The sequence below is a fragment of the Candidatus Acidulodesulfobacterium ferriphilum genome, assembly GCA_004195035.1.
Taxonomy (GTDB): Bacteria; SZUA-79; SZUA-79; order Acidulodesulfobacterales; family Acidulodesulfobacteraceae; genus Acidulodesulfobacterium; species Acidulodesulfobacterium ferriphilum.
Window position 1 is genome coordinate 1 of the sequence record SGBD01000003.1, and the last position, 25,682, is coordinate 25,682.

The 25,682-nt window shown below is 34.6% G+C and carries 31 protein-coding genes and 2 pseudogenes; 17 read left to right on the plus strand and 16 right to left on the minus strand.

Annotated features, from left to right (window positions below; all coding sequences use genetic code 11):
- Positions 1–1,066 precede the first annotated feature (1,066 nt).
- A complete protein-coding gene (locus EVJ47_05905; protein ID RZD14202.1) occupies positions 1,067–1,888 on the minus strand; it encodes a hypothetical protein in 822 nt (273 codons plus the stop codon).
- 682 nt (positions 1,889–2,570) lie between these two features.
- Here EVJ47_05905 and EVJ47_05910 point away from each other — a divergent pair.
- The 3 genes and pseudogenes from EVJ47_05910 (at position 2,571) to EVJ47_05920 (ending at position 4,210) form a co-directional block, all read left to right on the plus strand.
- Positions 2,571–2,906: a nucleotidyltransferase domain-containing protein gene (locus EVJ47_05910; GenBank protein RZD14203.1), complete on the plus strand. Its 336-nt coding sequence runs from the start codon at positions 2,571–2,573 to the stop codon at positions 2,904–2,906.
- Positions 2,903–3,300: pseudogene (locus EVJ47_05915) on the plus strand (HEPN domain-containing protein). Before EVJ47_05910 ends, EVJ47_05915 begins: the two are co-directional and overlap by 4 nt.
- 322 nt (positions 3,301–3,622) lie before the next feature.
- Positions 3,623–4,210: a hypothetical protein gene (locus tag EVJ47_05920; protein ID RZD14204.1), complete on the plus strand. Its 588-nt coding sequence runs from the start codon at positions 3,623–3,625 to the stop codon at positions 4,208–4,210.
- Between the two features lie 100 nt (positions 4,211–4,310).
- On the opposite strand, the gene EVJ47_05925 is transcribed toward EVJ47_05920, so the two are convergent.
- From EVJ47_05925 to EVJ47_05935, 3 genes are all read right to left on the minus strand, one after another.
- Positions 4,311–4,781 (minus strand): hypothetical protein, encoded by a 471-nt coding sequence (locus tag EVJ47_05925; GenBank protein RZD14205.1) that lies wholly within the window; start codon positions 4,779–4,781, stop codon positions 4,311–4,313.
- A 220-nt stretch (positions 4,782–5,001) separates the two neighbouring features.
- Positions 5,002–5,211, minus strand: a complete 210-nt coding sequence (locus EVJ47_05930; protein ID RZD14206.1) for a hypothetical protein — start codon at positions 5,209–5,211, stop codon at positions 5,002–5,004.
- Between the two features lie 345 nt (positions 5,212–5,556).
- Complete coding sequence (locus tag EVJ47_05935; GenBank protein ID RZD14207.1) at positions 5,557–6,303, minus strand: prepilin-type N-terminal cleavage/methylation domain-containing protein; 747 nt, start codon at positions 6,301–6,303, stop codon at positions 5,557–5,559.
- A gap of 654 nt (positions 6,304–6,957) precedes the next feature.
- Here EVJ47_05935 and EVJ47_05940 point away from each other — a divergent pair.
- The 10 genes and pseudogenes from EVJ47_05940 to EVJ47_05985 all read left to right on the plus strand — a co-directional run bounded on the left by EVJ47_05940 (position 6,958) and on the right by EVJ47_05985 (position 11,464).
- Positions 6,958–7,422: a hypothetical protein gene (locus EVJ47_05940; protein RZD14208.1), complete on the plus strand. Its 465-nt coding sequence runs from the start codon at positions 6,958–6,960 to the stop codon at positions 7,420–7,422.
- 320 nt (positions 7,423–7,742) lie between these two features.
- Positions 7,743–8,006 (plus strand): UPF0175 family protein, encoded by a 264-nt coding sequence (locus EVJ47_05945; protein ID RZD14209.1) that lies wholly within the window; start codon positions 7,743–7,745, stop codon positions 8,004–8,006.
- Positions 8,007–8,192: 186 nt separating this feature from the next.
- Positions 8,193–8,516, plus strand: a complete 324-nt coding sequence (locus EVJ47_05950) for a DUF3368 domain-containing protein (protein RZD14409.1) — start codon at positions 8,193–8,195, stop codon at positions 8,514–8,516.
- An 85-nt stretch (positions 8,517–8,601) separates the two neighbouring features.
- Positions 8,602–8,846: pseudogene (locus EVJ47_05955) on the plus strand (hypothetical protein).
- Positions 8,846–9,061: a DUF2283 domain-containing protein gene (locus EVJ47_05960; GenBank protein ID RZD14210.1), complete on the plus strand. Its 216-nt coding sequence runs from the start codon at positions 8,846–8,848 to the stop codon at positions 9,059–9,061. The pseudogene EVJ47_05955 and the gene EVJ47_05960 overlap by 1 nt, the downstream one beginning before the upstream one ends.
- Before the next feature lie 185 nt (positions 9,062–9,246).
- Positions 9,247–9,471, plus strand: a complete 225-nt coding sequence (locus EVJ47_05965) for a DUF2283 domain-containing protein (GenBank protein ID RZD14211.1) — start codon at positions 9,247–9,249, stop codon at positions 9,469–9,471.
- A gap of 401 nt (positions 9,472–9,872) precedes the next feature.
- Positions 9,873–10,142 carry a DUF4258 domain-containing protein gene (locus EVJ47_05970; protein RZD14212.1) on the plus strand — a complete coding sequence of 90 codons (270 nt, stop codon included), beginning with the start codon at positions 9,873–9,875 and terminating at the stop codon, positions 10,140–10,142.
- Complete coding sequence (locus EVJ47_05975) at positions 10,139–10,354, plus strand: DUF2283 domain-containing protein (GenBank protein ID RZD14213.1); 216 nt, start codon at positions 10,139–10,141, stop codon at positions 10,352–10,354. Before EVJ47_05970 ends, EVJ47_05975 begins: the two co-directional genes overlap by 4 nt.
- 640 nt (positions 10,355–10,994) lie before the next feature.
- Positions 10,995–11,207: a hypothetical protein gene (locus tag EVJ47_05980; GenBank protein RZD14214.1), complete on the plus strand. Its 213-nt coding sequence runs from the start codon at positions 10,995–10,997 to the stop codon at positions 11,205–11,207.
- Positions 11,204–11,464: a PIN domain-containing protein gene (locus EVJ47_05985; GenBank protein RZD14215.1), complete on the plus strand. Its 261-nt coding sequence runs from the start codon at positions 11,204–11,206 to the stop codon at positions 11,462–11,464. Before EVJ47_05980 ends, EVJ47_05985 begins: the two co-directional genes overlap by 4 nt.
- A 270-nt stretch (positions 11,465–11,734) precedes the next feature.
- Here EVJ47_05985 and EVJ47_05990 read toward each other — a convergent pair whose 3' ends face one another.
- Together EVJ47_05990 and EVJ47_05995 are read right to left on the minus strand one after the other, a co-directional pair.
- Positions 11,735–11,995: a type II toxin-antitoxin system RelE/ParE family toxin gene (locus EVJ47_05990; protein ID RZD14216.1), complete on the minus strand. Its 261-nt coding sequence runs from the start codon at positions 11,993–11,995 to the stop codon at positions 11,735–11,737.
- Positions 11,985–12,194: a ribbon-helix-helix domain-containing protein gene (locus EVJ47_05995; protein RZD14217.1), complete on the minus strand. Its 210-nt coding sequence runs from the start codon at positions 12,192–12,194 to the stop codon at positions 11,985–11,987. Before EVJ47_05995 ends, EVJ47_05990 begins: the two co-directional genes overlap by 11 nt.
- A 243-nt stretch (positions 12,195–12,437) precedes the next feature.
- Here EVJ47_05995 and EVJ47_06000 point away from each other — a divergent pair, with 243 nt between their 5' ends.
- Both EVJ47_06000 and EVJ47_06005 read left to right on the plus strand, forming a co-directional pair.
- A complete protein-coding gene (locus EVJ47_06000; GenBank protein RZD14218.1) occupies positions 12,438–12,884 on the plus strand; it encodes a hypothetical protein in 447 nt (148 codons plus the stop codon).
- Positions 12,885–13,020: 136 nt separating this feature from the next.
- Complete coding sequence (locus EVJ47_06005; protein ID RZD14219.1) at positions 13,021–13,287, plus strand: hypothetical protein; 267 nt, start codon at positions 13,021–13,023, stop codon at positions 13,285–13,287.
- A gap of 477 nt (positions 13,288–13,764) precedes the next feature.
- Here the strand turns inward: EVJ47_06005 and EVJ47_06010 are convergent, their stop codons facing one another.
- From EVJ47_06010 to EVJ47_06055, 10 genes are all read right to left on the minus strand, one after another.
- Positions 13,765–14,481 (minus strand): glycosyltransferase, encoded by a 717-nt coding sequence (locus EVJ47_06010; protein RZD14220.1) that lies wholly within the window; start codon positions 14,479–14,481, stop codon positions 13,765–13,767.
- 50 nt (positions 14,482–14,531) lie between these two features.
- A complete protein-coding gene (locus tag EVJ47_06015; GenBank protein ID RZD14221.1) occupies positions 14,532–15,605 on the minus strand; it encodes a glycosyltransferase in 1,074 nt (357 codons plus the stop codon).
- A gap of 3 nt (positions 15,606–15,608) precedes the next feature.
- The gene (locus EVJ47_06020) at positions 15,609–16,622 is read right to left on the minus strand and encodes a flippase-like domain-containing protein (protein ID RZD14222.1); all 1,014 of its coding nucleotides are present in this window, start codon (positions 16,620–16,622) and stop codon (positions 15,609–15,611) included.
- Positions 16,623–16,704: 82 nt separating this feature from the next.
- Positions 16,705–17,190, minus strand: coding sequence for an arginine decarboxylase, pyruvoyl-dependent (locus EVJ47_06025; GenBank protein RZD14223.1), 486 nt, complete (start codon positions 17,188–17,190; stop codon positions 16,705–16,707).
- A gap of 81 nt (positions 17,191–17,271) precedes the next feature.
- Positions 17,272–18,144 carry an agmatinase gene (gene speB / locus EVJ47_06030; GenBank protein ID RZD14410.1) on the minus strand — a complete coding sequence of 291 codons (873 nt, stop codon included), beginning with the start codon at positions 18,142–18,144 and terminating at the stop codon, positions 17,272–17,274.
- A 10-nt stretch (positions 18,145–18,154) separates the two neighbouring features.
- The gene (locus EVJ47_06035) at positions 18,155–19,000 is read right to left on the minus strand and encodes a polyamine aminopropyltransferase (protein ID RZD14224.1); all 846 of its coding nucleotides are present in this window, start codon (positions 18,998–19,000) and stop codon (positions 18,155–18,157) included.
- A gap of 34 nt (positions 19,001–19,034) precedes the next feature.
- Entirely contained in the window at positions 19,035–19,373 is a 339-nt protein-coding gene (locus EVJ47_06040; protein ID RZD14225.1) for an HIT domain-containing protein, read from the minus strand.
- A 297-nt stretch (positions 19,374–19,670) separates the two neighbouring features.
- Positions 19,671–20,996: a DUF1015 domain-containing protein gene (locus tag EVJ47_06045; GenBank protein RZD14226.1), complete on the minus strand. Its 1,326-nt coding sequence runs from the start codon at positions 20,994–20,996 to the stop codon at positions 19,671–19,673.
- Positions 20,997–21,042: 46 nt separating this feature from the next.
- Positions 21,043–21,939, minus strand: a complete 897-nt coding sequence (gene ccsB / locus EVJ47_06050; protein ID RZD14227.1) for a c-type cytochrome biogenesis protein CcsB — start codon at positions 21,937–21,939, stop codon at positions 21,043–21,045.
- 75 nt (positions 21,940–22,014) lie between these two features.
- The gene (locus EVJ47_06055) at positions 22,015–23,403 is read right to left on the minus strand and encodes a hypothetical protein (protein RZD14228.1); all 1,389 of its coding nucleotides are present in this window, start codon (positions 23,401–23,403) and stop codon (positions 22,015–22,017) included.
- Positions 23,404–23,736: 333 nt separating this feature from the next.
- Here EVJ47_06055 and hrcA point away from each other — a divergent pair, with 333 nt between their 5' ends.
- Together hrcA and EVJ47_06065 are read left to right on the plus strand one after the other, a co-directional pair.
- Positions 23,737–24,780 carry a heat-inducible transcription repressor HrcA gene (hrcA, locus tag EVJ47_06060; protein RZD14229.1) on the plus strand — a complete coding sequence of 348 codons (1,044 nt, stop codon included), beginning with the start codon at positions 23,737–23,739 and terminating at the stop codon, positions 24,778–24,780.
- 89 nt (positions 24,781–24,869) lie between these two features.
- Positions 24,870–25,532, plus strand: a complete 663-nt coding sequence (locus tag EVJ47_06065) for a nucleotide exchange factor GrpE (protein RZD14230.1) — start codon at positions 24,870–24,872, stop codon at positions 25,530–25,532.
- Positions 25,533–25,682: the final 150 nt, after the last annotated feature.

Sequence of the window (25,682 nt, forward strand, 5' to 3'; positions counted from 1 at the left end):
TACCTTTCATAATACAAACTCTACTATTTAAATATATTTTAGCTAAAGGTGTCGCATACATAAGTTTAGAACAGAAACTTTTTAGAAAGGTGTTTGTCCTTTTGTTTATTTTTCTTAAATTAATTAAGAAAAGCGCATAAACAAAGCGTTAAGATTTTCTTGTTTGAATAAAATCGGAATGGTTTGTTGCAAAAAAGCTCCGACGGGCTAAATTAGCGGCGATAAAATCTTTGAAAAGCCTAAAATAATGGGATTGTTTGAAACAGGAATGAACCGCATAACTGGGTATGCAGTTTTATTATATATTTTTTAGATAAGAAGTTTCCCGGCAATACGGGCGTTTTAGTGCCGCAAATCTTTCTCTCCGCCTTTAAGGCGGGGGTGTGTAAAATAGATTAGCGTGATTTGCGTTAGGGGGCGGTAAATTGAATAAAACAAAGAAATGCTATGACCGCCAAAAAGTAAAATCCTAAAAAAATAAAAATATCCCTATACCTGAAAACAGGTGTTAAATAAATTTAAAATTTTAAGGATTTTATTAATGTTTTATTATTTAAAGAATTATAGATTATCCGTAAAAGCGGATATTATAATAAAATAAATAATAATTTCTAATAGGATTTAAATAATAATAAATAATTTTTAATATTATTTAAATTTAGGATTTTTGGACAAAATTGTCCGTAGAATGGATAAAATAGATAATTATTAAAGGCAATTATCTAACGGCGGTGTCTACTTTAAAATAATAATTTTAAAACTCAACCGCGTGGATAAATCTTCGGGGATAAATTTTCAGTGGTATCCCTTTTGTTGATTTTAAGTTTTGAATTTAAAATCTTTTCGCTTTTTGTTATAATTTCCGGTTTTAAGCTAATCAGCAAGTTGTTTAATCTAAAAAGCTCTTGCTGAACACACCCCCAAAAATACTACTTGAAAAAGGTAAACAAAATGTGTGCATAACCGGCAGTGCTTTCGTTTTTCTCTTAAGAGAGATACCGTAAACGAAGCATGAAAGATATTTCTAATTAATTGATTTTATTTTCTCATATTTTTAAATTCTATGTCAAGACTTTTTATTAATTTGCCTAAAAAAACTTTCCGCTTCGGATAAGGCTATCACGCGCGATAAATTATCTCCTTTCACAAATTCTTTTCTATAAAGCGTTTCCGTATGCTGTATGGGTTTATGATTCGTTTCGTAAACCCATACAAAACTATCCGTAACCAATACAGTTATTTTATGACTTACGACTTTTCCCGTCTTGCCGTCTTTAAATATTTCCGTCAACTTCTTGCCGGAACGTTCCTGTTTCGCTTTTATTTTAGGCTTAGATAAAAATATACGGACAAAACCTTTGTCGAAATGACGGACAACGCTTTTAACGAAAAATGGATATTTTTTAAAAGTTTCGTAATAACCTTCCGATAACGGCAAATATGCGATTTTACCCACCCCTATATCAACAATGTAGAACTCGTCCGTTTTAGATACTATCATACCCCTAATGTGTTTAGAAATTAAATAATTATATTTAACCCAATCCTTTGAAGTGCTTAATTTATTGGCTTCTTTGTTAATCTCCAAAACTATCTCTTTAAGAGAAATGCTGTCTCTCAAATTGCTTATATACTCATTTTTCAGGTTAATAACTTTTAAAAATATCTTATGCCTGATATTTCTCACGTCCTTAAGCGACGATATAAGTATCTTTTCATCATCGTTTTCGGCGTATAAATCATAGGAATCATCAAATACAACCCTGTATTTGCCGTAAAAAACGTTTTCCATCGCTTTTTCTATAATAAATATAGCCTCTGGCATACTTAATCCATTCGTTGACGATATTGTCCGAATTATGTTTTTAATATCCTGAAACCGTTCCATAAAAATTATTCATTAAATAAGTTAATTTATTCATGATATATGTTTTAGCATATATTATTGAACGTTGCAAACTTATAGCCAAGTTAAAAATAATCCGGCAACTTTTTTCCTGTCGGCGCAAATCCTTCTTTAACTTTTTATTTAAAACAGGTTTTGTCGTTAGCTCTCTGTTTGTATTTTTTCGCTAAAGCTCAAAAATACAAACAGAGAGCGGGTTTGCGGATATATTGCAGAATTAATTAATTTTGTAATCCGCAACAATTTAAACAACGATGTTGAGGTTTGTTTCTTGCTTCGTTTTATTTTGGTTTCCAAACCGGCAAGCGGTTTGAAAACCAAGCCTTGCGGCAAAATTAAACTACGGCGAAACAAACATTTAAAAGCATTGTATCGGGCTTCCGCCCGAACCTGACAAGCGTATGCACGCTTGACCGCAGGGGGTTATAGAGGCGTTAACCGAACGTTAATGGTTATTTCCGGCAGTGTTCACACTTCATACATTATTTTATTAAACAAAAACATCCCGACCAAGTCAAACGCAGTCGAGAGTGCGAATATGGAGGCGGGCGCTTATAAAAGTGAAGCTTTTATGTCCGCCAGAGTGATTAAATCTGACTTTAATTTTAGTTTTGGGAAATCCAGTTTATTTATAAAAATTTATAAATAATGATATAATTAATCTATGGAAAATAAAAATTATATATTAAATACCGCAAAACTAATAATTACTGAAGAAGTCGAAAAAGCTGGATATAAAACCGAAGCAATTTATCTTTTCGGTTCCCGTGCAAGAGGTGACTATAAAGAGGATAGCGATTGGGACTTTTATGTCGTCGTAGATAAAAATATGGAAAGAGATACAAAAATAAGAGTATCCGGAGATATTAGAAGGGGACTGAGAAATAAATTAAGAATATCGAGCGATATACTTATTCAGCCTCTTAATATCGTAAACGAAAGAAAAAAACAATCCGGTTATGTAGCATATTTTGCATTAAAAGAAGGCTTAGCCGTATGAATGACGAATTAGTAAATCTCTGGATAATTAAAGCAGACCATGATCTGAAAACGGCTAAAGATGAAATAACCGCAAACGATCCCGCTACCGACACCGTCTGTTTTCACGCCCAGCAGTGCGTTGAAAATATTTAAAAGCATATCTTGTTTTCAACGGTATAGAAATAATAAAATCTTTAAAAACTCACGATATTAGCGAATTAATCGATTACTGCAAGGATATAGATAAAGATTTTGAACAACTAATATCGGATAACGATGCCGATAGATTAACAAATTATTCTATCGAAGCGAGATATCCGGACGACTTTTATCTACCGTCCGTTGAAGAAAGCAATCAAGCGATATATATTGCAGAGAATGTAAAAGAATTTGTTAAAGTTAAAATTAAATAATGCGTTACCGCACCCGCTAATTGATTAGAATAAAAATAAGACGTAACAATTTACCCGGTTATTTTTTCATAAATCGTTTCAGAAGTAAAATTACCGCAAACTCAGGCGAGAGTGAGAGAATAAATAAATCTGGCACCTTTAATTCAAAATACATGATGCTATTGAAACGGAACAGGTCTTAAAAACTCTTTTTGATAAAACAAAAAAAGTGCTCCCCGAAACAAAACAAGACTGGTTAAATTTTGTAAAAAATATGAGAGGCAGATACCTGAATATATTGAAAGAATTATAAATAATAATTATATAACCTACAAACACAATTATGAACCAAGGAACCATTTTAATTGACATTAAAAATACGATAACCAGCACAATAAACGAAATCCTAAAGGATTTTGGTTGCTTTCCGGGTAAATATTTAACCGAAAGCGATGCCAGATGCCTTTTATTTAACCTGCTTATGCAAAATGACATTTTCAGCGAACTAAAACCAACCGCAGATAAAGATTTATCGCAATCTATCCCGCTTCACACAGAAGTGCGCTGGTATGGCGATTCAGGGAAATTAAAATACAGGTCGGATATCGTAATTATTGAAGTTTCCTCTTTAAGAGTTAAAGAAAAAATGAAACTACCCAGTAAAGGATTTAGCTTTAATAAATTCAGCGCGATCATCGAAATTAAACTGCGCAGAATAAACGGCGACCCGGATAAAAAGTTTATTGAAAAAATAAAAGCGGATATAAAAAAATTAAAAAATATCAAAAAGAAAATCGATGGCGTATGGGATTTTATACCCTTTTTATTAATTTTAGATAAAAAGAATAATATACAACACTCGATCAACAGCTTAAGTAATAAAGCAGATAGCTCAAATAATTTGCAAATTTTTTATAAATCATCCAAATAATAATAAAGATATGTTATGCCGCCGATACACAAATTACTTAGTCGCCGCATTTCAATTTTCATTATCAATGCCCGGAAAGATAACACCCTTGGGTTTTAGGTCAACGCAACAATGTCATTGGGAATAAATAAATCTTTTTTAAAAATTTAAGGCAGCCAAGAAAAAAGACCTTTTTCTTTTTTTTATAACAGTAAAAACAAAAACTCCCTGCCACGGCAAACGCAGTCGGGAGTATGAGAATAAATAAATCTGACACCTTTAATCTTAATTTTTTGGTGACATTGGCTTTTTTCTTTGCCTCAATAACTATGAGATTAGATTTATTACTGCCTCTTTTATGAATTATAATATCGGGATAAACCGTCGTTCCTTTATCGTCATTTGAGCGTGTTTTGGATACGCTTAAATTTAATTCTTTAGGAATAAACTTTGCCTCTGCTTCGCCATTATTATTTCTTTTGTTCGGCATCCTGTTATACTCGCAATCCACATTATAATCGGAAAAATATTTCTGTATATATTCGGCAAGCTTATGAGTAATACTTCGCTCATTAAGATTATTCTTTAACAAAAAACATTATTTTAATAAAAACTCGCTTATTGCTTTGACCAAATCATCCCCGCGCTCGAAGTCTTCAGGGATTCTTCCGATTATTGTTTCTTTAAATTTAACTTCGGATTTGCTCATAACGGTTGCCCTTTATTTTAAATATCCATAAATAAAAACTCCCGGCCGCGTCAAACGCAGTCGGGAGTAAGAGAATAAATAAATCTGACACCTTTAATTGTTTTTAATTTTTAAATAATTCGCTTGTCTTTTTGTTCTTAATCATTTCAAATTCAGTCATTTTTTCTTTATCATTGGATTCTTCAAGTTTGGCAATATATTTTAAATATTCAATTGAAAAAAAGAAAGATATAAAATCTTTTTGCGTTTTTAAAAGTTCTATTTTTTTTATAATTTCTTTATGTTCATTTGTAAAATTATGATAATTATCCATAACGTTTCTCCTATTTTAATTTAAATTTAAATTAAGTCTAAATAAAACCCCCGGCCGCGTCAAACGCAGTCGGGAGTAAAGGAATAAATAAATCTGACACCTTTAATTTTTGACAAAATCATCCCCGCGCTCGAGGTCTTCAGGGATTCTTCCGATTATTGTTTCTTTAAATTTAACTTTATGTTCGTTTGCAAAATTATTATATTTATTCATAACGGTTACTCCCCTTTATTTTACAATATCCATAAATAAAAACTCCCGGCCGCGTCAAACGCAGTCGGGAGTAAGAGAATAAATAAATCTGACACCTTTAATCTTAAATATCAGCCGTAAAGTAGATTAAGATTAGTAAGCTGTTCCGGAAACTAAATTCGCCGAACTGCTGAAATCGTCAACGGCATATATCTGCCAGTTAGAGCCAGTAAAATTGGTTTCAGCAAAAGCGGCATATCCGCCTCCGCAATAGCCGTTTGCTCCTGCTGCCCCTGTTTGTGTGGCGCCTGATGCGAGCGAGGTGACTGTCGGGGGCCACGCTGCAGCTACTCCTGCTGCTTGAGCGGCAACGGTGGGGCCGGAAAGTGATGCCACCCCATAGGAGAAATACAGGGTTCCTTTGGGATAAAAACCGATATCGGCAAAGCCGCCTTGAGCTTGAACAGATAAGGTTGTTGACGTAGCGGCGGTTGGGGCTATTGCACCGGTCGTTGTATTGATTGTATTAAGTCCGCCCATAGTGTCTAATGTCCCTCCATTGCAAGCAAACGGAGGTATATCGGAAATATATAATCCTGCTCCCTTTGTTAATGTTGCATCGTAAAAAGCGTGGGTGGGCGAAGCTGCCTTAGCAGTAAGAGCCGTTGCCGGTGCAGAAGAAGTTCCCGCGCTGATATAAGTCGAATTTGTCGCGTTAAACGCTGTTTCGTCCGTAAAGATTGCGCCGAGGTTCGTGGACGCCTCCGAATCCTTTGCGCGGTTTACATAGCTCAAATAAGTGGGAATCGCTATCGCCGCCAAGATGCCGATAATGGCGATGACGATTAAAAGCTCTATCAATGTAAAGCCTTTTTTCCCTTTTAATCTGTTAATGTTCATTTGTGTTGCCTCCTTAAAAAGTTAGATATGTTAATTTGGTTAATTTAATCCGCAAATAATTATTTTATTTTTTTGTTTGTTTTTTTACTTTATATTATAAAGTATAGATAAGCATATTTTATGCCAGAGCGTAAAAAAAGCATTAAAACCTGTGCAATAGGTCTATTTTACTGCCATTTTTATAAAATCTAAATAAATTAATATTCTTTCTTAAAATATGTTATTTGACAAAAATTGTCAACTTAAAATTAATAAATCCTTTGAAATGTATAATTTTATTTATATTTACGGGGTATGACAAAAATTGTCACCGATTGACAAAAATTGTCGTTTGAATTTTTAAAACTGTGACAAAATTGTGCCAGAATTGAAATCAAAATACGGAAAATACAGAAAATCCGGTAAAATATAGAATGTCTGCAAATGCTTAATACTGTTAGAAAGCAAGGCGGAGTGCCGGTTTAATTAAGTTAATTCGTCAATTTAAGCTACGTCAATAGGGCAAAGGATTCGGAAGCGTCCACGAACTTAGGAGCCATATTTACGGACGAAACGGCGTTTAACGCGACAAACTCAATGTATATTAGTGCGGGGTCAAGTTCTGGTCCCACTGCAACAGCATTGGCCGCAGGCGCTGTTTCACCTGTTCACGCTATGTATGATGCCACAAACACAGCAGGCGCAGGAACATACTATGCAGATGTTGCGCCTTTTGCGTGTACTGGTGGTGTTCTTACTAATAACGGCAGTTATACGACATATGCTCCCGGTGCGGCGCCTAAACCTACCGTGGGTAATACACCCGGAACTAAAGCAATTGGAGGCTTCGCTGATATTGGTTTTTACCCTAAAGGAAGCCTATATTTCTATTATGGCGTAGGAATAAGCTCTACTGCTACCGATGCTACCCCGACGGTTATAGGCACAGCTGCTTGGCCGGTAACTGTTGCACCGCTTGGTGTAGGTGGAGCAGCCGTTGGAACAACTGGTACGAACAGCTCTTGCGGAGGCGGTTATGAAGCCGTTGCCGGAACCAACTTTGCTGGTTCAAATTTCCAAATATACGCTGTTAATGATTATAGCAGTTCGCCTATTCTAATTGCAGGAACAGCATATTAATAAATTAAAGGTGTTATGATTTATTAAAGGTGTCAGATTTATTTATTCTCTTACTCCCGACTGCGTTTGACGCGGCCGGGAGTTTTTAAGTAAAATGCTATCCGATTTATTTTAATAAAGTCAGATTTATCCCCCCTGCCCCTAACCGTATTTGCTAAGCGTGATAAAGTAATCTAATATCCGCATTTCAACCCTCCAAATATTATAATTTTGTAAAAAATTATTTTTTCTATTTTTTTATATGGTATAATATATAAAAAAAGTTTATAAAATATAGGAAATAAAACGAAGTAACTCTTAATCAACAAAATTAGAACAATATGAAAATAACATTGGAACTTCCCGAAGACATAACGGCATTATTAAACGAAGATGCGCAAAACCTTGCCGACGATATAAAGCTTATGGCCATAATAAAAATGTATGAACTCGGCAAAATATCTCTCGGCAAAGTCGCCGAATTTCTAAAAATAAATGAAATGAATTTTATGGAATTATTAGGCAAATATCAAATACCCGCAATAAATTATTCTCCCCGCGAATTAGACGAAGAATTAAAAACATTAAACAAGTTTATAAATTAAATGATTGCCGTTGCCGATAGTTCATCACTGATAGCATTGTCTATATGCAACCGCCTTGATTTATTAGATATGTTTTTTGATAAAATAATCGTTCCCGAAGCCGTTTATAATGAAATAACGTTAAATGACAAACCTGAATCCGAAAAATTAAGAAATTATTTATAGAATAAAGTATCAAAAGAAAACATAGGCGAATACTTATTAAACGATATTTGTTTGGGGCAGGGAGAATTAGAAGCCATAGCTCTTTGTAAAGCCATAAATGCCGATTTTCTAATAATAGACGATAGGCTTGCAAGAAAAGCCGCATCGGCAAATAATATAAAAATAACGGGAAGTTTGGGAATATTATTGTCCGCAAAAAAGAAAGGATATATAAATACTATAAAACCCTGCATAGAAAGCAGATTAATAAAAAAAAAGGTGTCAGATTTATTTATTCTCTTACTCCCGACTGCGTTTGACGCGATCGGGAGTTTTTGTTTTTACTTCTTGTCCTACAATTTATAATTATGTTAATTATTTCAATTATCAAATTGTATTGATTTTATTTTTTATTTTATTTTGATATAATAATATAAAAAAATAATTTAATATGGATTTTAAATTATCAAAATATTTTACGGATAAGGTTTTAATTAAAAGACCTTATATTAAATTGGAATGGTTATCAGAAATTAAAACAAGTTATGTTAAAAAAGAAATTCAAGGCGATGGAAGAATAAGATACTGGGATATATAGATGAGGTTAAGAAATATTTACGCGTAGTTTTCTTAGAAGACGGCGAAACTATTCATAATGCTTTTTTTGATAGGAATTTTAAAGAAGGTAAACAATAATGAAAATAGATTATTATAATGATACAGACACGCTATACATAACTTTATCCGACAATCCAAGCGTTGAATCAGAAGAAATAAGCCAAGATGTAGTTATTGATTTAGATGAAAATTCGCAACCTGTTGGTTTTGAAATTGAGCATGCTAGACAAAAAGTTAATCTGAATTCAATTATTTTTAATTTAGGAAATATTCAATTAGAAAAAACCGCTTAAAAAAAAGTGTCAGATTTATTTATTTTCTTACTCCCGACTGCGTTTGACGCGGCCTGGAGTTTTTATTTCCTTTCACAGTTTTTCATTCAGTTATATAATTTTTAATTATGTAAAATTATTTTTACTGTTGAGAACGGAAAAATTGTAGTAATAAGTGTATTTCCATTTAAGAGAGGTAATAAAAAATGAAGATATTCTACGATAAAGAAGTTGATGCGGCATATATAAAATTATCCGACGTTAAACCTACAGGGGTTATCGAAGTTGAAGGCGGTATAAATATTGATACGACAAATAAAAATGAAATCGTGGGCATAGAGATTCTTGATGCTTCGCAAAAGTTTTCTTTAGAATCTTTATTTTCTTGCGATTTTCATGAAAATTATTTATTGGATAAAGCTAATTTATAATAAATAATAAAATTAAAGTTAATCAAAAATTAAAGTCAACTATGTTATTTAATTTCTGAAACCCTTGCCAATTCTGCGTTTCAGGAAAAAAAGGTGTCAGTAACTGTGTTATTTGTCAAGTATTGAAAAAATGAAATAATTAAAATAATTAAAGGTGTCAGATTTATTTATTCTCCTACTCCCGACTGCGTTTGCCGTGGTCGGGAGTTTTTGTTTTTTCCTTCCTTTCTTCCTTGCCTCATAATTTTCCGCTATGTAAACCGCATTATTCATAATTTATTATTTTTTATTATTGATTTTATTTTCGTGATATAATGTAAGTAAATTTTTTTTATAATAAAAACTGTTTTATTTAAATGAAAAAATACAGGAAATTAAATATATTTTATTTTTTGCTTTAAATGGATATTCAAATTGATACACACACATTATTGAGGGCTAAAGAAAGAGGAACTAATGAAACTGAAATTAAAGAAGTTATTAACAATGGTTTTATAATTGGGTCAAAATATGGTCGCATTGGAAAGGCTAAAATTTACGAATTTAAGCAAAATAGACTTAATAATTATTATGAACAGAAAAGGGTTGAAGTATTTTTTATTATTGAAAACAATAAAATAATTACTGTAACCGTATATGTTTTTTATGGAAAATGGGAGGTTGAAATATGAATATTGCCTACAATGATAAAACAGATCTATTATATATCAGGTTAGATGATAGGGCTCAAGATTTAATTAATAAAAGAGTTTCCGAAGATGTCGTTTTAGATATAGGAAAAGACGATAAAATCGTTGGTATAGAGATAACTGATGCATCTAAACGCATTTCTTTAGATAAGATTTTTCCTTTGAGTTATGAATTCAATAAAATCGCCTCTTAATTATTAATTTTTAATTAAAGTCAGATTTATTTATTCTCTCACTCCCGACTGCGTTTGCCGTGGTCGGGAGTTTTTATTTATGGATATTTAAAATAAGGGGCAACCGTTATGAGCAAATCCGAAGTTAAATTTAAAGAAACAATAATCGGAAGAATCCCTGAAGACTTGAATTAAAGTCAACTATATTATTTAATCTCTTAAACCCTTGTCAAATCTGCATTTCAGGACTTATTGGCATTTATGCAATAAGTCCTTTTTTTCCCTGACTTTGACACCCCACCCCATTTAAACAAATATCTTTCGTAAAAATATTCGGACAGACAGTACCGTTTCAGGCTTGAGGACTTGGATAAATTTATCGTTGACGACAGGACTCCAAGCTTGACCAAGCATAAATCAAAAATTGCCTTTCATCGCCGGGAGGCTTTAGGTTAGGCAAAAGGCTAAAATTATAGCCGGAATGTAACACAAAACTAAATCTCCTGCTTCTTTTTAGGTAGGGCGGGATACGGTTATATCTAAATATTAGCTTATCTATTGATTTTTGATTAAATAAGGGCATGGGGAAATTGACTTTACTTTAATTGTTATATGTAATAATATATTTAATATATAAATTAATAATTTTAGAGGCATTAATATGAAACTAAAAGACCAAACCATAAAGGAATTAGAATATCTGGAACCGTCCGAAATTATAAAAGTTTACGATATGGTAATTGCATTAAAATCGTCGCAGATAAAACCGGTTAAAAAGAGCGGCTTGTCTTATATGAAAACGCGAAAGGCTCTTGAAAACATAAAGGGCTCTCTCGGAAAGGATATCGTATTACTCAGAGAAGAAAGGATATGATTCTATTCTTTGACACATCCGCACTTGTAAAATTTTTTCACGAAGAAGACGGTTCGGAAAAAGTTACAAAACTTATAGCCTCCCAAAACAATAAAATTTTCGTATTGGATCTTTGTAAATTGGAGTTTTTAAGCGCTTTATACAGAAGATTCAGGAATAATGAGATAGACGAATATTCTTTAAATTTGGCAATTGAAGGTTTTGAAGAAGAAGTTGCCCTGTTCAATGTTGAGAATATGAGCTATCCCGTTTTATAAGAATCCGAAAATTTATTAAAAAAATACGGCAAAAAACACGGCCTTAGAACTTTAGACGCATTGCATCTCGGATGTTTCAGCTTAATTTCCGAAAATGATTGGTATTTTGTTTCTGCCGATGACAATCTCTGTAATATAGTTAAAATTATTGGCTTTAAAACAATTAACCCATTAACTAATGCGGATTAAAAAAGGGAATGGCGGTTTCATTTCTTTTTGAAGAGAATAAATAAATCCGACACCTTTTTTGTTTTTTGATTTGATTTTATTTTATTTATATATATTTTTCCTATGGCCGACTTCTAAAATCGTAATGGTTTTCTCTGTTTCATTAACAATATATATAATTCTATAATCACCATAACGATATCTAAACATTCCGGAAAAATTTTGTTTCAGAGGTTTACCAAGTCCAATTGGATCTTGTGATAAGTATTTTTCAACTTTTTCAAATATTTTTCGAGAAAGAGAAATGTCTAAACTTTTTAAATCATCTAATGCGGATTTATGCCAGATTAATTTATAATCCAAGATATTTCTTTGCTTCCTCGTGGTTTAAGTACTCGGCATTTTTATCATTCAAACGCTCTAATGCAACAGAAGCATCATCATTTTCTTCAAGATACAACTTTAAAGCTTCTCTTATATAAAAACTCTTTGATTTTCGCGTTTTAATCGACAAATCTTCAAGCCTATTTTCTAACTCTTCAGGCAATTTTAAATTTAACATAATAAAATATCTCCATAAATTTAATTTATAATTATATTATTACATTTATTACTGAAAATATCAAATAATTTTAATATTTTTTGGTCTGCTTTTAACAAACCGGTTTACATAATTAGAAATTATGACATGAAATTAAAAGGTGTCAGATTTATTTATCCTCTTACTCCCGACTGCGTTTGACGCGGACGGGAGTTTTTGTTTTTACTGTTATTTTAAATTTTTAAATGAAGTAGGAGGTATTAAGTGGAAGAAAAAGAAGAAAAGCCTCAAATTGTTTTTTTATTAGGCGCGGGTGCTTCGAAAGAAGCGGGTGTTCCCGATACTGTAGAATTTGTTGAGGATTTTAAAAAACATATAGAAAATGGAAATAATTCAAATGATATTCAAACGGTAAATAAGATAATAGAAATTTTGGAAAAATGGAAAAAGGCTGAAACAAGCAATTCTGAACAAAAAATAGATGTAGAACTCCTTTTGGAATCACTTACAAAACTTAATAAAAAGAAAGATGAGCCATTATTACGATTTTATAAAAATATCGAACAAAATTTTATATTAAGAGATTATGCTGAAAAGAAGCCGCTAATTGATGAATTAAGGGATTTTATAAAAAAGGAAGCTATAATATCCGACAGCAGAAAGATTGAATACCTTGAACCGCTTTTAGATTTTATCGAAAGGAATAAATAAATCTGACACCTTTTTTGCTTATTAATTCAAGGAACACCTTTTTTGCACCTTTTTTTGAAATTTGATTATTTCCTTAAACAGTGATATAAATGTAATATTAAAAGTTTAATAATGTATTAAGTAAAAGAGGTATTCAATGCTTACTATAACGAAAGAAGATATAAAAAATATATTTTATGCCAATTTATTTTACGAGATTCATAAAACAGAAGAAATCATTTCTCTTTTCAAAAAAAAATACGGGAAAAATTTTGAAGAATTTGAGAAGGACGCAAAAAACGGCAAAGAAAATTTTGAAATATGGGATGACTATATAGAATGGAAGGCATATAAAAAAACATTGGAAAAACTTAAAAAAGATGAAAAGGATTTAGCGAGTGGAAATATTAGATTGCCTCAATAAATCAAAATCGATAAAAAGTTATGAAATTTTAGATTTCAAATCATTTGAAAACGGTTTTTATATAAAAATTAAAGCTATTATCATCAATAATACCGAACTATTTATAAAATTAAAGGTGTCAGATTTATTTATTCTCATGCTCCCGACTGCGTTTGACGCGGCCGGTGCCGTTAAGGGTTGTATCGGCCGGGGAAATTTTTACGGGAGTTAGAATGATTTTATTATCGTCTTTTTTAATATCAAAATAATCCACGCCTTGAAATTTTAAAGCTATTTCTTTAGGCAAGGTAATCTGATTTTTAGATGTTTTTTTTGCAAGACAAATAATACACCCAAATCCCGATTTAGAAATTTATCTTCTGGATTACCGCGTAGGCGGGAATCCAGTATTGATAATACTTTGAAGCAGTTTTAAGAGTTTCTATCGGCAATTTTGGGTTATAAGGGGTCGGATTTATCCCACTTCCGCCCGCCCCTCTACCTCACTACATCGTAATGCTCCGGCGGTTTAAAGAAATAACCCCCCATCCATTCCAGCGCAGTCCTGATATAGCCGTTTGTCTCGAACCGCCTCATAGATGTTACAGCGCTTATATCTCCCAAATATTTAAACTTTGCCCCGCTTTTTAACGCAATGCTTATAAACTTAAGGTCTTCTCCCGCAGTCATACTCTCATCGAACCCGCCCGCTTCTTTATAAACATCCCTGTGGCAAAATATCAAAGCCATAGATGTTTTTGAAATTATATGGGCAATATTGTTGCCAAACATAAAAATCCTTGCCTTTAAAGTATTAATATCGGGCAAAAGCCTTGATGTTCCGATAAAATTATTTTTCTCCTTAAAGCCGTCAAGCCGTTTAATAAAACCGTCGTTTAAAAGCGTATCGGCATCTAAAAACAGGAAAACATCGCCCCTCGAAACATTAGCCCCGATATTTCTTGCCTCGGACACCCCGCTGAAATTATCCGAAATAAGATTTACCTTCGGGTATTTGGCAACCGCCCCTTCGGTATTGTCTTCGCCGCATGTAACGACAACCGTAAGTTCGCAGACGGTTTTGCCTTTGCCTTGAAAATCTGCGGGGTTTTCATCTTTTCCTATAAAAATAACGCCGCTCTGACTTAACAGTTTTTCGATAGATATTCCTATGTATTTTTCTTCTTCACGGGCAGGTATAATTATCGAAACCATTAAACCTCCAAATATAAATTTACTTTTTGTAATTCCCACATTATATATTATCAGTCCTTAATCCTTACCACTTTAAGAAACCTCTCGACACTTTCGCCGGTTTTCCAAGGCGGAACGAACCCTTTGAATTTTAACGCTTCTTTTGCGTCTATGTCAAGTTTAAGTTTCCCCTGTTTTACCGAATGAAAGAACCCGACCTTTTCTAAATGGTTTGCCAGATAAACCTGCTCCGTCTGTCCCGGGGTAGGTATAAAAAGGGCATTCCTGTTAATCTCGGCAACATCCATTATGGTTGTATAACCCGACCTTGAAACGACTATCTTTGCCCTGTTCATAAGCTCATCGCGCCTTGCTTTTTCAAGGTATGAATATATAACCGTATTGCCCACGACCTCTTTCGTAAACTTACCCGGCTTTCCAAGCGCAACGGCAATTTTAGAGCCGTTTAAAAGAGGAAGCTGCGAAAACAGCTTTTCTTCAAGTATCGTCCTTGTAGGTTCAGGACCGGAAATGGAAAACAGGTAATCTAAATCCTGTTTGACATCAAGACTCTCAAAATCGGAAAGAATCCCTATATATTCTACTTTTTCCGGTTTAAAATATCTTAAATTATGCGACAAATCCCCCGAAAGCGAGTTTTCGGCATAATCAGGAACGATAATTTTTTCAAACTTGTTTTGCAGATTATGATTATAAAACTCGGTTACCATTTCTGCCGGCGCCAGCCTTAAAGGCGCTATAAACCGCAATTGATGAAAAATAAGATAAGACGGAACCACCCTGGAATACGAGCCAAACCTTGAGTCAGAAATTATCAGATCAACTTTGTTTTCCTTAATCATCCTGTCAACCTCAAGGTTTTCTTCCTTAATAACTTTCATTATCTTTGGGGCTGTTTTCAAAAATCTGAAGGCAAACCCGATTTTATCGGAATATGGGGACGGATAAGGCACCGAAGCGACAAACCTTGCGCCGTCTTTAAGCTCGGACTGTAATAGCGCCAGACTTCTTCCAGAGGTGTAAACTATTACCTCATGGGAATCTTTTACAAGCCGCCTCAAGATGGGAAGAGACCTTGTGGCATGCCCCAAACCCCAGCTGCATAACGAAAATAATATTTTCATATATTATGAATCCTCTTCGCTTTTTTTAAAAAAATGTATGCCGTAATGAGGAACAAGAAAAAAAGAAATGGCGACCATAAGCAAATTTACCGCTCTCATTATAAGGCTGAAGGTAAGACCCAAATCCGACCCCAATCCCAGAATATCAAAAAGACCGACCTGCGACAGCTCATAGGTTCCAGCGGAACCGGGCGCGAGCGGCAGGGCGAATACAAGCATCGAAACCGAAAACACGAGGAGAGTCTTGGAAAAACCCATATTAATGCCAAGAAAGTGAACAAGAAGCCATATTTGAAAAACAAGAATTACAGTCTCCGTAATGCTTAAAAAGAGGCTTAAAAATAGATATTTTGCGCCTTTTACATAAAACAGGTGAAGCTCTTTTTCAAAATCGTTTATATGCTTTAAAATCTTGGATATTAAATTGTTAAGAATTTTAAATCTTGTTAAATATTGCAATATTTTAGTGAAAAACCTGTTGTCTATAATCGGATTAATTAAAAAAACAAGGGTTACTACGCCGACAAATATGCCTGCGATAAATAAAAAAAACCAGATTTCCGGCGGAAGATAGAAATACCTGAAACCGAGTATAAGACCGAGGTAAATGAACAGCAAAAATACCGCAAATTCTATCACCTTAGCCGCGAGGCCCGCCGAAAAGCCCCGTTTAAATTCAAGCCCGCTTCTTTTTTTCAGTATTAACGCCATAATGGCATCGCCGCCGATAAAACCCGCAAATATTCCAGACGGGGCGATGTAATTTGCGCTATAGCCTATAAGTTTTATGTTCGTAAGATTTTTTAAATCAATTTTGGCATCATATACATTTAAGGCGTTATTAAATGAAAGCGCCGAAAAAAATAGCGCGAGATAAGACAGGCAAAATAAAAGTATAAAGTCTATAATACTTAAGTGGCTTATCATCTGCAATATGCTTTTCGGTCCTACGATAAAAATCAAAGCTATAACAAACAATAAGCCAATGGATGTTGAAAGTACGAAAGTTTTAGTCAATAAAAATTAACTCCTTATTTATCCCCGCCTATCCCTCCACCATAAAAGGGGAGGGGAGTTATGAGCGGGCATTGTTTAAAATTTATTTATTAGTTAAGAGTTTCGAATACCACATAGGAACGCCTGCAAAGGCACAGCCCCAGCTAACCGTAACGGTATGTTCTACGGCAATCGATTTTATCTCCTTAATCCCGATATTTCTGTAATTCATGGCATCCTCCGCCATTTTTCTGACCGTCTCTTCGGCATTTTTTGCAGATGCAACGCCCGAATATTCCATTATAACACCAAATCCGTCTTCTTTGGATATGGCAATCGCAACTGATGCCGAAATCGTTTCGCCCTGCTTATCGCTTACGGCATAGCCGTAAGCGATGGGAACTAAAACTCCCTTCGGATATGTTATTTTATTTGTAAAAGTTGAATTTGGAGGCAATATGGAACTCAATTTAATTAAATTCGTATTGCCGATGCCCGCTTTTAGAATTGCAATGTCAAATGCCCCCAATTTTGAAGTTCCATTGGACTCCCCACTCACTAATGTGTATGTATCAGGCGTCTCAAACACTGTTTTCGCTCCTCCCGTATTTCTATTTTTTAAATTTTTTAATTTGGTTTATTGCTTTTAGATTATTTTTTGAAATAAATATTATGATTTCTTGCTTAAGCCGATAATAATTTCTCTGATAAGTTTTGCCGCGATAGCCGATGTTCTATCGGAATTATCCGTCGGCGGACAAACCTCGACCACATCGACACCCACAACATTAAGTTCCGATATAATTAACGATACGGCGTCAAAAAGCTCTTTAGACGATATCCCTCCCGCTTCGAGATAGCCTGTGCCGGGAGCAAAAGCAGGGTCAAGCACATCGATATCTATCGTTAAATAAATATCCCTGCCTATTAACTGTCCGATAACCCTTTTAAGTGGTTCGCAAACATCATATTTATAAAGACGGGTAAATTTATCCGCAAATTCGAACTCTTCCTTCGAACCCGAACGAATGCCGAACTGGTAAAGGCTGCCCTCTTTTAGAACCTCATAAACACGCCTTAAAACAGTGGCATGGGAAAACTTTTCGTTGCTCCATTGATCTCTTAAGTCGGTATGGGCATCGAGGTGCACCACGGTTAAATCTTTAAATACAGATATATATTGCTTTATAATGGGGTAGGTTATTAAATGGTCTCCGCCTATGCCGACAATTTTTTTGCCGTCCCCCAATAAATCCTTTGCGATTTTGTCGATAAATTTGATGCTTTTGTCGATATTGCCCCACGGCATAACAATGTCGCCGATATCGTAAAATTTATCGTCTATCGTTTCATCGAAAACGGGGCTATAACTTTCAAGCGTGCCCGATAATTCCCTTATCCTTTTAGGAGCAAACCTGGAGCCGGGAATATTGCTTGCGGTATAATCCATTGGAATTCCGAGAAGAACTATTTTAGAATTTTCATAAGAATCGGAGGAGTTAAGAAAAGATGCGGTTTTTGATATTAAATTTTCTTCTTTCATTTTCATAAATCTATTTACATATCTCCTTTACAAAATTAGGTAAAATAAATGACGAGGCATGAATTTCGGGCGAGTAATATTTGAGACTGAGAGAGGTAAAATCAAACCCTTTATAGCTTTCATTGATATTTTGAGGCTGATATTTTTTGGAACCTATCGTAAAACTCCATAAGCCGCTGGGATAAACGGGAATCATAGCATAATAAATGGACGGTTTTTCGTAAATATCTTTAATAATTTTATTAATATCCCTTATCAAATTTTTATTAAAAAACGGGGATTCCGTCTGTGCCGCAAAGATGCCGTCATCTTTCAGCGCTCTTTCGGCCGACTCATAAAAATCTCTTTTAAATAAGCCCTCGGCAGGACCGACAGGGTCGGTTGAATCTATCAAAATAGCATCGTATCTGCCGCTGCTTTCCACCCTTTTTAAAAATTCTATCCCATCGTCTGCAATCACCTCAACCCTGCGGTCTTTAAGCCCGCAGGCAATCTCGGGGAAAAACTCCTTGGACACATCCACAACCCTTTTATCTATTTCGACAAGGTCGATATGCTCAACAAAGGGATTTTTAAGGCATTCCCTGATAACCCCGCCGTCGCCCCCCCCTATAATGAGAATCCTTTCGGGGTTTTTATGCGAAAAAAGAGGGACAAGTCCGAGCATTTCATGGTAGATAAACTCGTTTTTATCGGTAAACATAATCGCCTGATCCAGAACAAGCATCCTGCCAAATTCAAATGTATCGTAAACCGTGATTTCTTGAAAGTTGGAATATTCGTGATGCAATATCTTTTCTATGCGAATTTTTATGCCAAAATTGCCGGTTTGGTTTTCGAAAAACCAGGCTTCCATTAATGTGTATTCTCCTTTATTATTTTTTTAATTTTTAACCCGGGGGCCAGCCAAAACCGCGTCCCGCCATAAAATGTATGTGCATATGATTCACTGTTTGACCGCCGTTTTCTTTAGTGTTTATGACAATTCTAAAACCCCTTTCTTCGACCTTAAAATCGTTTGCCAGGTCGTTAATTAAGGCAAATACTTCATTTCCGTTAAATTTGTTATTTATATCGAGAATGCTGTCGTAGTGTTCTTTCGATATTAACAAAAGATGAACCGGCGAAACCGGATTTATATCCTTTATAACAATAAAATTATCGGTTTCTTTAACTACACCCGCATTTATTTTTTTATTAACAATATTGCAAAAAATGCAATCCTTCATTTCCTTTTCCAATTTTATAAATGTTTAGTTTTTTATTATAATTAATTTATAAAATATAAACAATACAATTTTGAATCCCAAATCCCGATTTAGAAATTTATTTTCTGGATTCCCGCCTACGCGGGAATGACTATGTAAAGATTTAACTTTTAACCCAAAATGTGTCATTCCTGCGAAAGCAGGAATCCAGTGTTATTTAGCATTAAAACTTATAAATATTGTTCTAAATCGGGATTTGGGTGAATACCGAACCGAGAATTAAAAATTAAAGAAAGCAGGCGGCGGATAGCAGTTTTCCTAACTCATCAATGGATTTATGGTTAAGCCTGTAATGAGTTTAGGATAAAAGAAGGTGGATTTTTGCGGCATTCGTAAGTTTTGCGAGGCTATCTTAATTACATCCTCTATTTTAGTGGGGTTCATAAAAAATACGGCGTTCACAACCCCGTCGTTAAGCTTTTCTAAAGCCCTGTTTGCATCCTTTTCGTAAATTAAATATCTTTGATTGTCAATGTCGTCCTGAGAAATTTTCAGGGCTTTTTTCAGTGCATAATTTTCCAAAATAGAAACATCGAGGGATTCCAGGGGACTTTTTTCGGCGTCCGCATCTTTTCCCGTTTTATTATTTTTAAAAGACAATATAAAATTCCTTCCCGAACTATGCGCAAATCCAAACGAAGTGCCGCTTTTTCCGGCTTTTTTCGTCTCTTTCAGCAAAACCTCTGAATCAACCTCCCGTATGTTAAAATCGGCTTTTATTTCGTCAAGAAATGCTTCGAGCTCGATTTTTTTATTGACGATACAGCGGTGCGTAGGCAATATAATAAGACCTTTTTGGTTTGCCGGAGCAAAGTACATCATGCAGGCATCGGCATTAACTCCGTTTATTCCGTTTTGTCTGACATAGTTTCTAAAATTAACGCATGTTTCGAATCTATGATGACCGTCCGCTATGTAAAAGGATTTTCCGTCTATTTCATTTTGAATGGATTTTATTATGCTTTCGTCGGAAATTCCGTATAGTATATGTTCCGTATTGCTATCATCTTTAAAATCGAAAATTTTCCTTGCCGCGGCACTTTTTATCGAACCGGTCAATATGTTTAAAACATTTAAATCCTTATCTTCGAATATCGAAAAAATAGGGCTGAAATTGGCTTTTGCAGCCTCCATGAGCTTAAATCTATCCTCTTTCGGCTTTGAAAGCGTCATTTCGTGTCCGTAAATACTGTTGTTATTGCCGCCGCCTTCTTCATCCGCCTTATTTAACGAAAAAAGCGATATAAATCCGATTCTTTCATAAAGGGCGCCGCCTGCGTAGAATTTTTGAACATAAATATATATAGAATTTTCGGTTTCTAATTTTAAAATCCCTCTCTTAATCCAGTCCTTAAAAAACCCGCCTGCTCTGGAATATCTGTTATTGCCGCCACCGTTATCGCCGCTAAACTCTTTTCCGAGTTCCAATCTTATAATGTTAAAATCCGATTTTTTATACAGGTTGTCTTGAAGTTTCTCATCTATCACATCGTAAGGCGGGGAAACGACATCTTTAATATCGACAAATTCACTGTTATAAATATACGGTTTAAAGGGTAAAATTTTTTTGCCCGCCTCTTTCAAGTTTTTTCGGAGCCTCGACTAGATTATTTTTTATAAATATTTATTTTTATAATACAGGGGTTGACCCGGGGGTTGCGTAAGAATGAAGACCCGGAATTATTAAATCTACGCCCAGATAGCAGAATATTACGACGACAAATCCGATAACCGCAATCCATGCCATTTTCTTTCCCGCCCAACCCTTCGCAATTCTGGCATGTATAAACAGGATATAAGTAAGCCATGTTATGAGCGACCATGTTTCTTTCGGGTCCCAGCTCCAGAATCCTCCCCATGCGCTGTCCGCCCACGCGGCGCCGATAACGATACCCGCCGTTAAAAACACAAGTCCGAATACTATAACCTTATAAATGGCCTCATCGATGATGGTTGAATCTGGCAGCAGGCTTAAAAACCTTCCCTGTTTTTTGACCAGGTTGTTTTCTTTTTTGTATTTAAGCAGATAAAGAATACCGAGACCAAAGGATACCCCGAACGCCCCGTACGCCATAAAAAGCGCTATAATGTGATAAAGCAGCCAATAGCTTTGAAGCGCGGGAATAGTAGGTTCTATTGCGCTTGGGGCAAGCGGGGAAAACGATGCAAAAGCCAGAGCCGCAGCCGCGACGAATGTTACGATAAATCCCAGAGCGTCAAAATCGTAGAAAAGCCGAATAAGAATAAAGCCGAATATGACGACATAGGCAAAGAACGCCAGCGAATCGTATAAATCAACCAACGGGGGCGTATTTATTCCAATCTTATACGCATAAATCCATCTTTCCGCAAAAGCGAATGTCTGTATCGTAAAGGCCGTAATCAAAGCGGCAAAAGACAGCTTGGAAACCAGCTTATTGCCCGAAAATAAAAACGAAAAATAGCCTAAAAACGATAACAGCGCGAATACCAGCGATATAGTAAAAAACAAAGAACCGTCTAATATCGATATATTTGGAGAAATCATAATATATGCTCCCTTTATCTACCCTGTTTCAAAAAACATTTAAATTAAATAAAATTTTCGGGATATGTTCAATATTTATTTAAGTTTATTTTTTATATTTGCCGCTTTCTTGTCAAAATTTTTGTAAAACGACGGAAATTTCTTGCGGGGAATCGATAATATTTCTATACCTATACCTGCGCCTGCACCTTCCTTTTTAGGCATTAATCTCACCCATGTTTCCTGCTGATTAAAGAAAAACGAAAAAAACAAAGCGATGATAAGTATGATGGAACCTATCCATACAACCGAGGTGTAGGAATTTTTAGTTATCTCGACTCCGCTGTAATAATAGGTTTTTATGCCGTTGTACAAAAAAACTATATTTTTATATTTTGCAAAGACTAACGGGACTTTTTGGTCATGATTTTTGTATGGTAAAATATTAAATTTCAGTTCCTGAAAATTATTTTTATTTTTATTGTTATAAATATGAATTAAAAAAGGTATCTCAAATTTTTTAGGATGCAGCACCGGGATAAACTTAAATCTTATGTTATTATTTTTTAGATTATAAAAGGTATCCGGTTGGGCATAGATGACTTTTTTATAGCCGCGGTTTTTTAAATTAAGGACAAGAAGCCTCACGGCCGTCGGTTTGTAATGGCCGTAACTTGCCTGATATATAGTTATTCCGTTATATGTCAAAGGATGATTTACCTTAATTTCTTTGTTGGTGAGCACGGCTATATGTTTTTTATTAATTATGCTAATTGTGCTGATATAAGATTTCGGTATGCCGTCGGGGTAATATTTGGTTTCGTATTTATCGAGCCTTACGGTAAAAGGGAGTTTTATCGGTTTGTTGTTTTTTAGCAGGTATGAAATATTAGTCTTCTCCCCCACTTTTATATTGGTATAAGACCTGAAACCGTATTTTACGGTTAATAATACTCCTATAATAATGATTATAATGCTGAGGTGGGCGATATAGGGAGAAAACCTGAATATCGAATTTTTCGAATAGTATAATTCTTTGCCTTTTCCGTCTGTTTCGGAGGGGACGGATTCTTTAAGCGGGCGTCCGAATGCGCCGTTTAAAACTGCGGTAATGCCCGCAATGTCCTTTTTTGATTCAAAACTTTCATAGACGGCTTTAGGATTTTTTTTCTCAGCCGTTTCTTTAAAAGACGGATACGGTCCAAAAACAGCCCTCAGAGTTCGGGGCAGTATATTGGCCGATGCCGCCAAAAGATTTATAACCAATAAGGCTGCAAGCCCGATAAAATACCATGAATCATATATATTTAAAAATCCGAGCCAATATAAGATTGCAAAAACTTTCGCGCCGTATATAATTTTGTATTGCGCCATAGTATTGCCCTGGTTTATGAATGTCCCTATCATCGAAACCGCGGCAATAGCGATAAATAAAAATATGGCTAACTTAACGGAGGAAAAAAATTTGTTTAATTTCGAAAACATTTTTTTATTGTATTGAATTATCTAAAAATTGTAAAGAAAAAAATATCACCCAAATCCCGATTTAGAAAATATTTAAGATATTCTAATATTAAGTAATTCTGGATTCCCGCTTTCGCGGGAATGACACCCGCCGGGTGAAAAGGCTAAATTCCATAATTGTCATTCCTGCGAAAGCAGGAATCCAGAAAATAAATTTCTAAATCGGGATTAGGGAAACTAATAAAATCTTGACAAATTATAAAAATATTGGTTAAATGGTATTTAGCACTCATAATGGTTAAGTGCTAAATTAAAATCTTATTAATCTTATAAGATTGCAAAATAAATTGCGATATGGAAGATGCGGATATAGCCGTAAATGAAAGATACAGAGATGTTTTACTGGCAGTAATCGAGGGGTATTTCGCAACGGCAAACCCCGTAGGCTCAAAGTTTGTTTCCGAAAATTATTATCTAAACCTGAGTCCCGCAACAATCAGGAACATAATGGCGATTCTGGAAGAAGGCGGGTATATTTACCAGCCCCATTTTTCCGCGGGCAGGGTTCCAACAGCCAAGGGGTATAAGCTTTATATAGAAAGTTTAATGAAAACCGAAAAAATATCAAAAAAACAAAGGGAACAGGTAAAAAAAGCATTTAATTTGGAAAACAGAAACATAAGCGGCATATTGCATCAAACATCGAGGGCATTATCGGACTTATCGCATTACACGGGAATAGTTCTTGCCCCCGAAACATCGCGAATCACTCTTTTACATATAGAATTCGTGAGGGTTAAACCCAATAACATCCTCGTAATTATGGTATTTAAAAATGCCATAGTAGAAAATAGGCTTATATATGTTTATAAAGATATTAAACAAAACGAACTTAACAGGTATTCCGGAAAATTAAACGAGATTATAGAAAAAAAGGATTGCGGCATAGACGACCTTAGAGATATTATCGATGGCGAAATACACGATGACAGGGAAAATTTTTATTCCATATTGAACGATATGATATTTGATTTTACAAATAACGCCGACCAGAATACGGACACCCGTCTTTATATCGGACCTGAAACCGCTTTGCTCGACGAACCTGAATTTTCCGACAATGAACAGATAAAATTGCTTATCAAGACTATTAACGATAAAAAAATAATAATAAAACTGCTCGGGCTTGCCAAAAATTGCAAAACTAAACGAATATTTATCGGGTCAGAAGCGGAATGGTCGGAAATCAGCGGATTATCTTTAATAACCGCGCCTTATTTAAGCGAAAATAAAGTATTGAGGGGATCGATCGGCATAATCGGACCTTCAAGAATGAATTATTCCCAAGTTATTCCGATAATAGATTTTATGGCTGAATTTCTTGGCGAAATTATATAAGATTTATAAATTTATAATTTATTAAGAGATTTAAGAAATTTAAAAAAAGAGATTTAAAAAATAGAATTTTTAACCGGGAGATTGGACCGATGAATGAAAAGGAAAAAGATTTTAACGATGCGGACGACATTGAAAAGGAGTTAGGTAAGAAATTGCAAAATCCAGCCGAAGAGGCTATAGCCAACACGGCCGATTTAGATATAAGCGAGCTTCCAAACCCTTCCAGTCTCGCCGAAGCGGGAGATGAGCTAAAATATCTGGCAAATGCCTTTAAAAATATAAAGAAAGAGTATGACGACCTTAACCAAAACTACCTTAAAAGTTTAGCCGACGCTGAAAATTTTAGAAAAAGAATGAACAGGGAAAAAGAGGAATCGTTAAAATATTCTAACGAAAAACTTATAAAGGATTTGCTTCCCGTGCTGGATTTCTTAGATCTCGCGATAGGGCATTCGGAAACTTACTTAGAACAGGATAAAACGGGAAATTTAAAATCGTTTGTAGAAGGGGTAAAATTATCGTATGACGAGTTTGTTAAGACATTAAAAAACCACGGCGTAGAGATTATCGAAACAGCCGGAAAAACCTTCGACCCTAATTTTCATCAGGTAGTCGAAATGGTGGAAGATGCGAATCAACCGGAGGGAAAAATTTTAGAGGAAAAAAGAAGGGGTTATATTTACAAAGAAAGGCTGTTAAGACCTTCTTTAATATCTATTTCTAAATCAAAGAACGATAACGGCGGCAATTAAATAAAATATTACATATTACATAAATAACATATTTAAGATATAATTTATTTTATAATTACAAATAATTAAATAATTTTAAATTATATCGCATTTATAGCGTATTTATAACAAGTTTAAAAAATAAATTTACATATTTTTAAGGAGAAACTG

Excerpts from the sequence above, each read along its gene's own strand:
- EVJ47_05905 (RZD14202.1), bottom strand. The coding sequence starts at position 1,888 with ATGGAACGGTTTCAGGATATTAAAAACATAATTCGGACAATATCGTCA.
- EVJ47_05910 (RZD14203.1), top strand. The coding sequence starts at position 2,571 with ATGGAAAATAAAAATTATATATTAAATACCGCAAAACTAATAATTACT.
- EVJ47_05920 (RZD14204.1), top strand. The coding sequence starts at position 3,623 with ATGAACCAAGGAACCATTTTAATTGACATTAAAAATACGATAACCAGC.
- EVJ47_05930 (RZD14206.1), bottom strand. The coding sequence starts at position 5,211 with ATGGATAATTATCATAATTTTACAAATGAACATAAAGAAATTATAAAA.
- EVJ47_05935 (RZD14207.1), bottom strand. The coding sequence starts at position 6,303 with ATGAACATTAACAGATTAAAAGGGAAAAAAGGCTTTACATTGATAGAG.
- EVJ47_05940 (RZD14208.1), top strand. The coding sequence starts at position 6,958 with ATGTATGATGCCACAAACACAGCAGGCGCAGGAACATACTATGCAGAT.
- EVJ47_05945 (RZD14209.1), top strand. The coding sequence starts at position 7,743 with ATGAAAATAACATTGGAACTTCCCGAAGACATAACGGCATTATTAAAC.
- EVJ47_05960 (RZD14210.1), top strand. The coding sequence starts at position 8,846 with ATGAAAATAGATTATTATAATGATACAGACACGCTATACATAACTTTA.
- EVJ47_05965 (RZD14211.1), top strand. The coding sequence starts at position 9,247 with ATGAAGATATTCTACGATAAAGAAGTTGATGCGGCATATATAAAATTA.
- EVJ47_05970 (RZD14212.1), top strand. The coding sequence starts at position 9,873 with ATGGATATTCAAATTGATACACACACATTATTGAGGGCTAAAGAAAGA.
- EVJ47_05975 (RZD14213.1), top strand. The coding sequence starts at position 10,139 with ATGAATATTGCCTACAATGATAAAACAGATCTATTATATATCAGGTTA.
- EVJ47_05980 (RZD14214.1), top strand. The coding sequence starts at position 10,995 with ATGAAACTAAAAGACCAAACCATAAAGGAATTAGAATATCTGGAACCG.
- EVJ47_05985 (RZD14215.1), top strand. The coding sequence starts at position 11,204 with ATGATTCTATTCTTTGACACATCCGCACTTGTAAAATTTTTTCACGAA.
- EVJ47_05995 (RZD14217.1), bottom strand. The coding sequence starts at position 12,194 with ATGTTAAATTTAAAATTGCCTGAAGAGTTAGAAAATAGGCTTGAAGAT.
- EVJ47_06005 (RZD14219.1), top strand. The coding sequence starts at position 13,021 with ATGCTTACTATAACGAAAGAAGATATAAAAAATATATTTTATGCCAAT.
- EVJ47_06010 (RZD14220.1), bottom strand. The coding sequence starts at position 14,481 with ATGGTTTCGATAATTATACCTGCCCGTGAAGAAGAAAAATACATAGGA.
- EVJ47_06015 (RZD14221.1), bottom strand. The coding sequence starts at position 15,605 with ATGAAAATATTATTTTCGTTATGCAGCTGGGGTTTGGGGCATGCCACA.
- speB (RZD14410.1), bottom strand. The coding sequence starts at position 18,144 with ATGAAAGAAGAAAATTTAATATCAAAAACCGCATCTTTTCTTAACTCC.
- EVJ47_06035 (RZD14224.1), bottom strand. The coding sequence starts at position 19,000 with ATGGAAGCCTGGTTTTTCGAAAACCAAACCGGCAATTTTGGCATAAAA.
- EVJ47_06040 (RZD14225.1), bottom strand. The coding sequence starts at position 19,373 with ATGAAGGATTGCATTTTTTGCAATATTGTTAATAAAAAAATAAATGCG.
- ccsB (RZD14227.1), bottom strand. The coding sequence starts at position 21,939 with ATGATTTCTCCAAATATATCGATATTAGACGGTTCTTTGTTTTTTACT.
- EVJ47_06055 (RZD14228.1), bottom strand. The coding sequence starts at position 23,403 with ATGTTTTCGAAATTAAACAAATTTTTTTCCTCCGTTAAGTTAGCCATA.
- hrcA (RZD14229.1), top strand. The coding sequence starts at position 23,737 with ATGGAAGATGCGGATATAGCCGTAAATGAAAGATACAGAGATGTTTTA.
- EVJ47_06065 (RZD14230.1), top strand. The coding sequence starts at position 24,870 with ATGAATGAAAAGGAAAAAGATTTTAACGATGCGGACGACATTGAAAAG.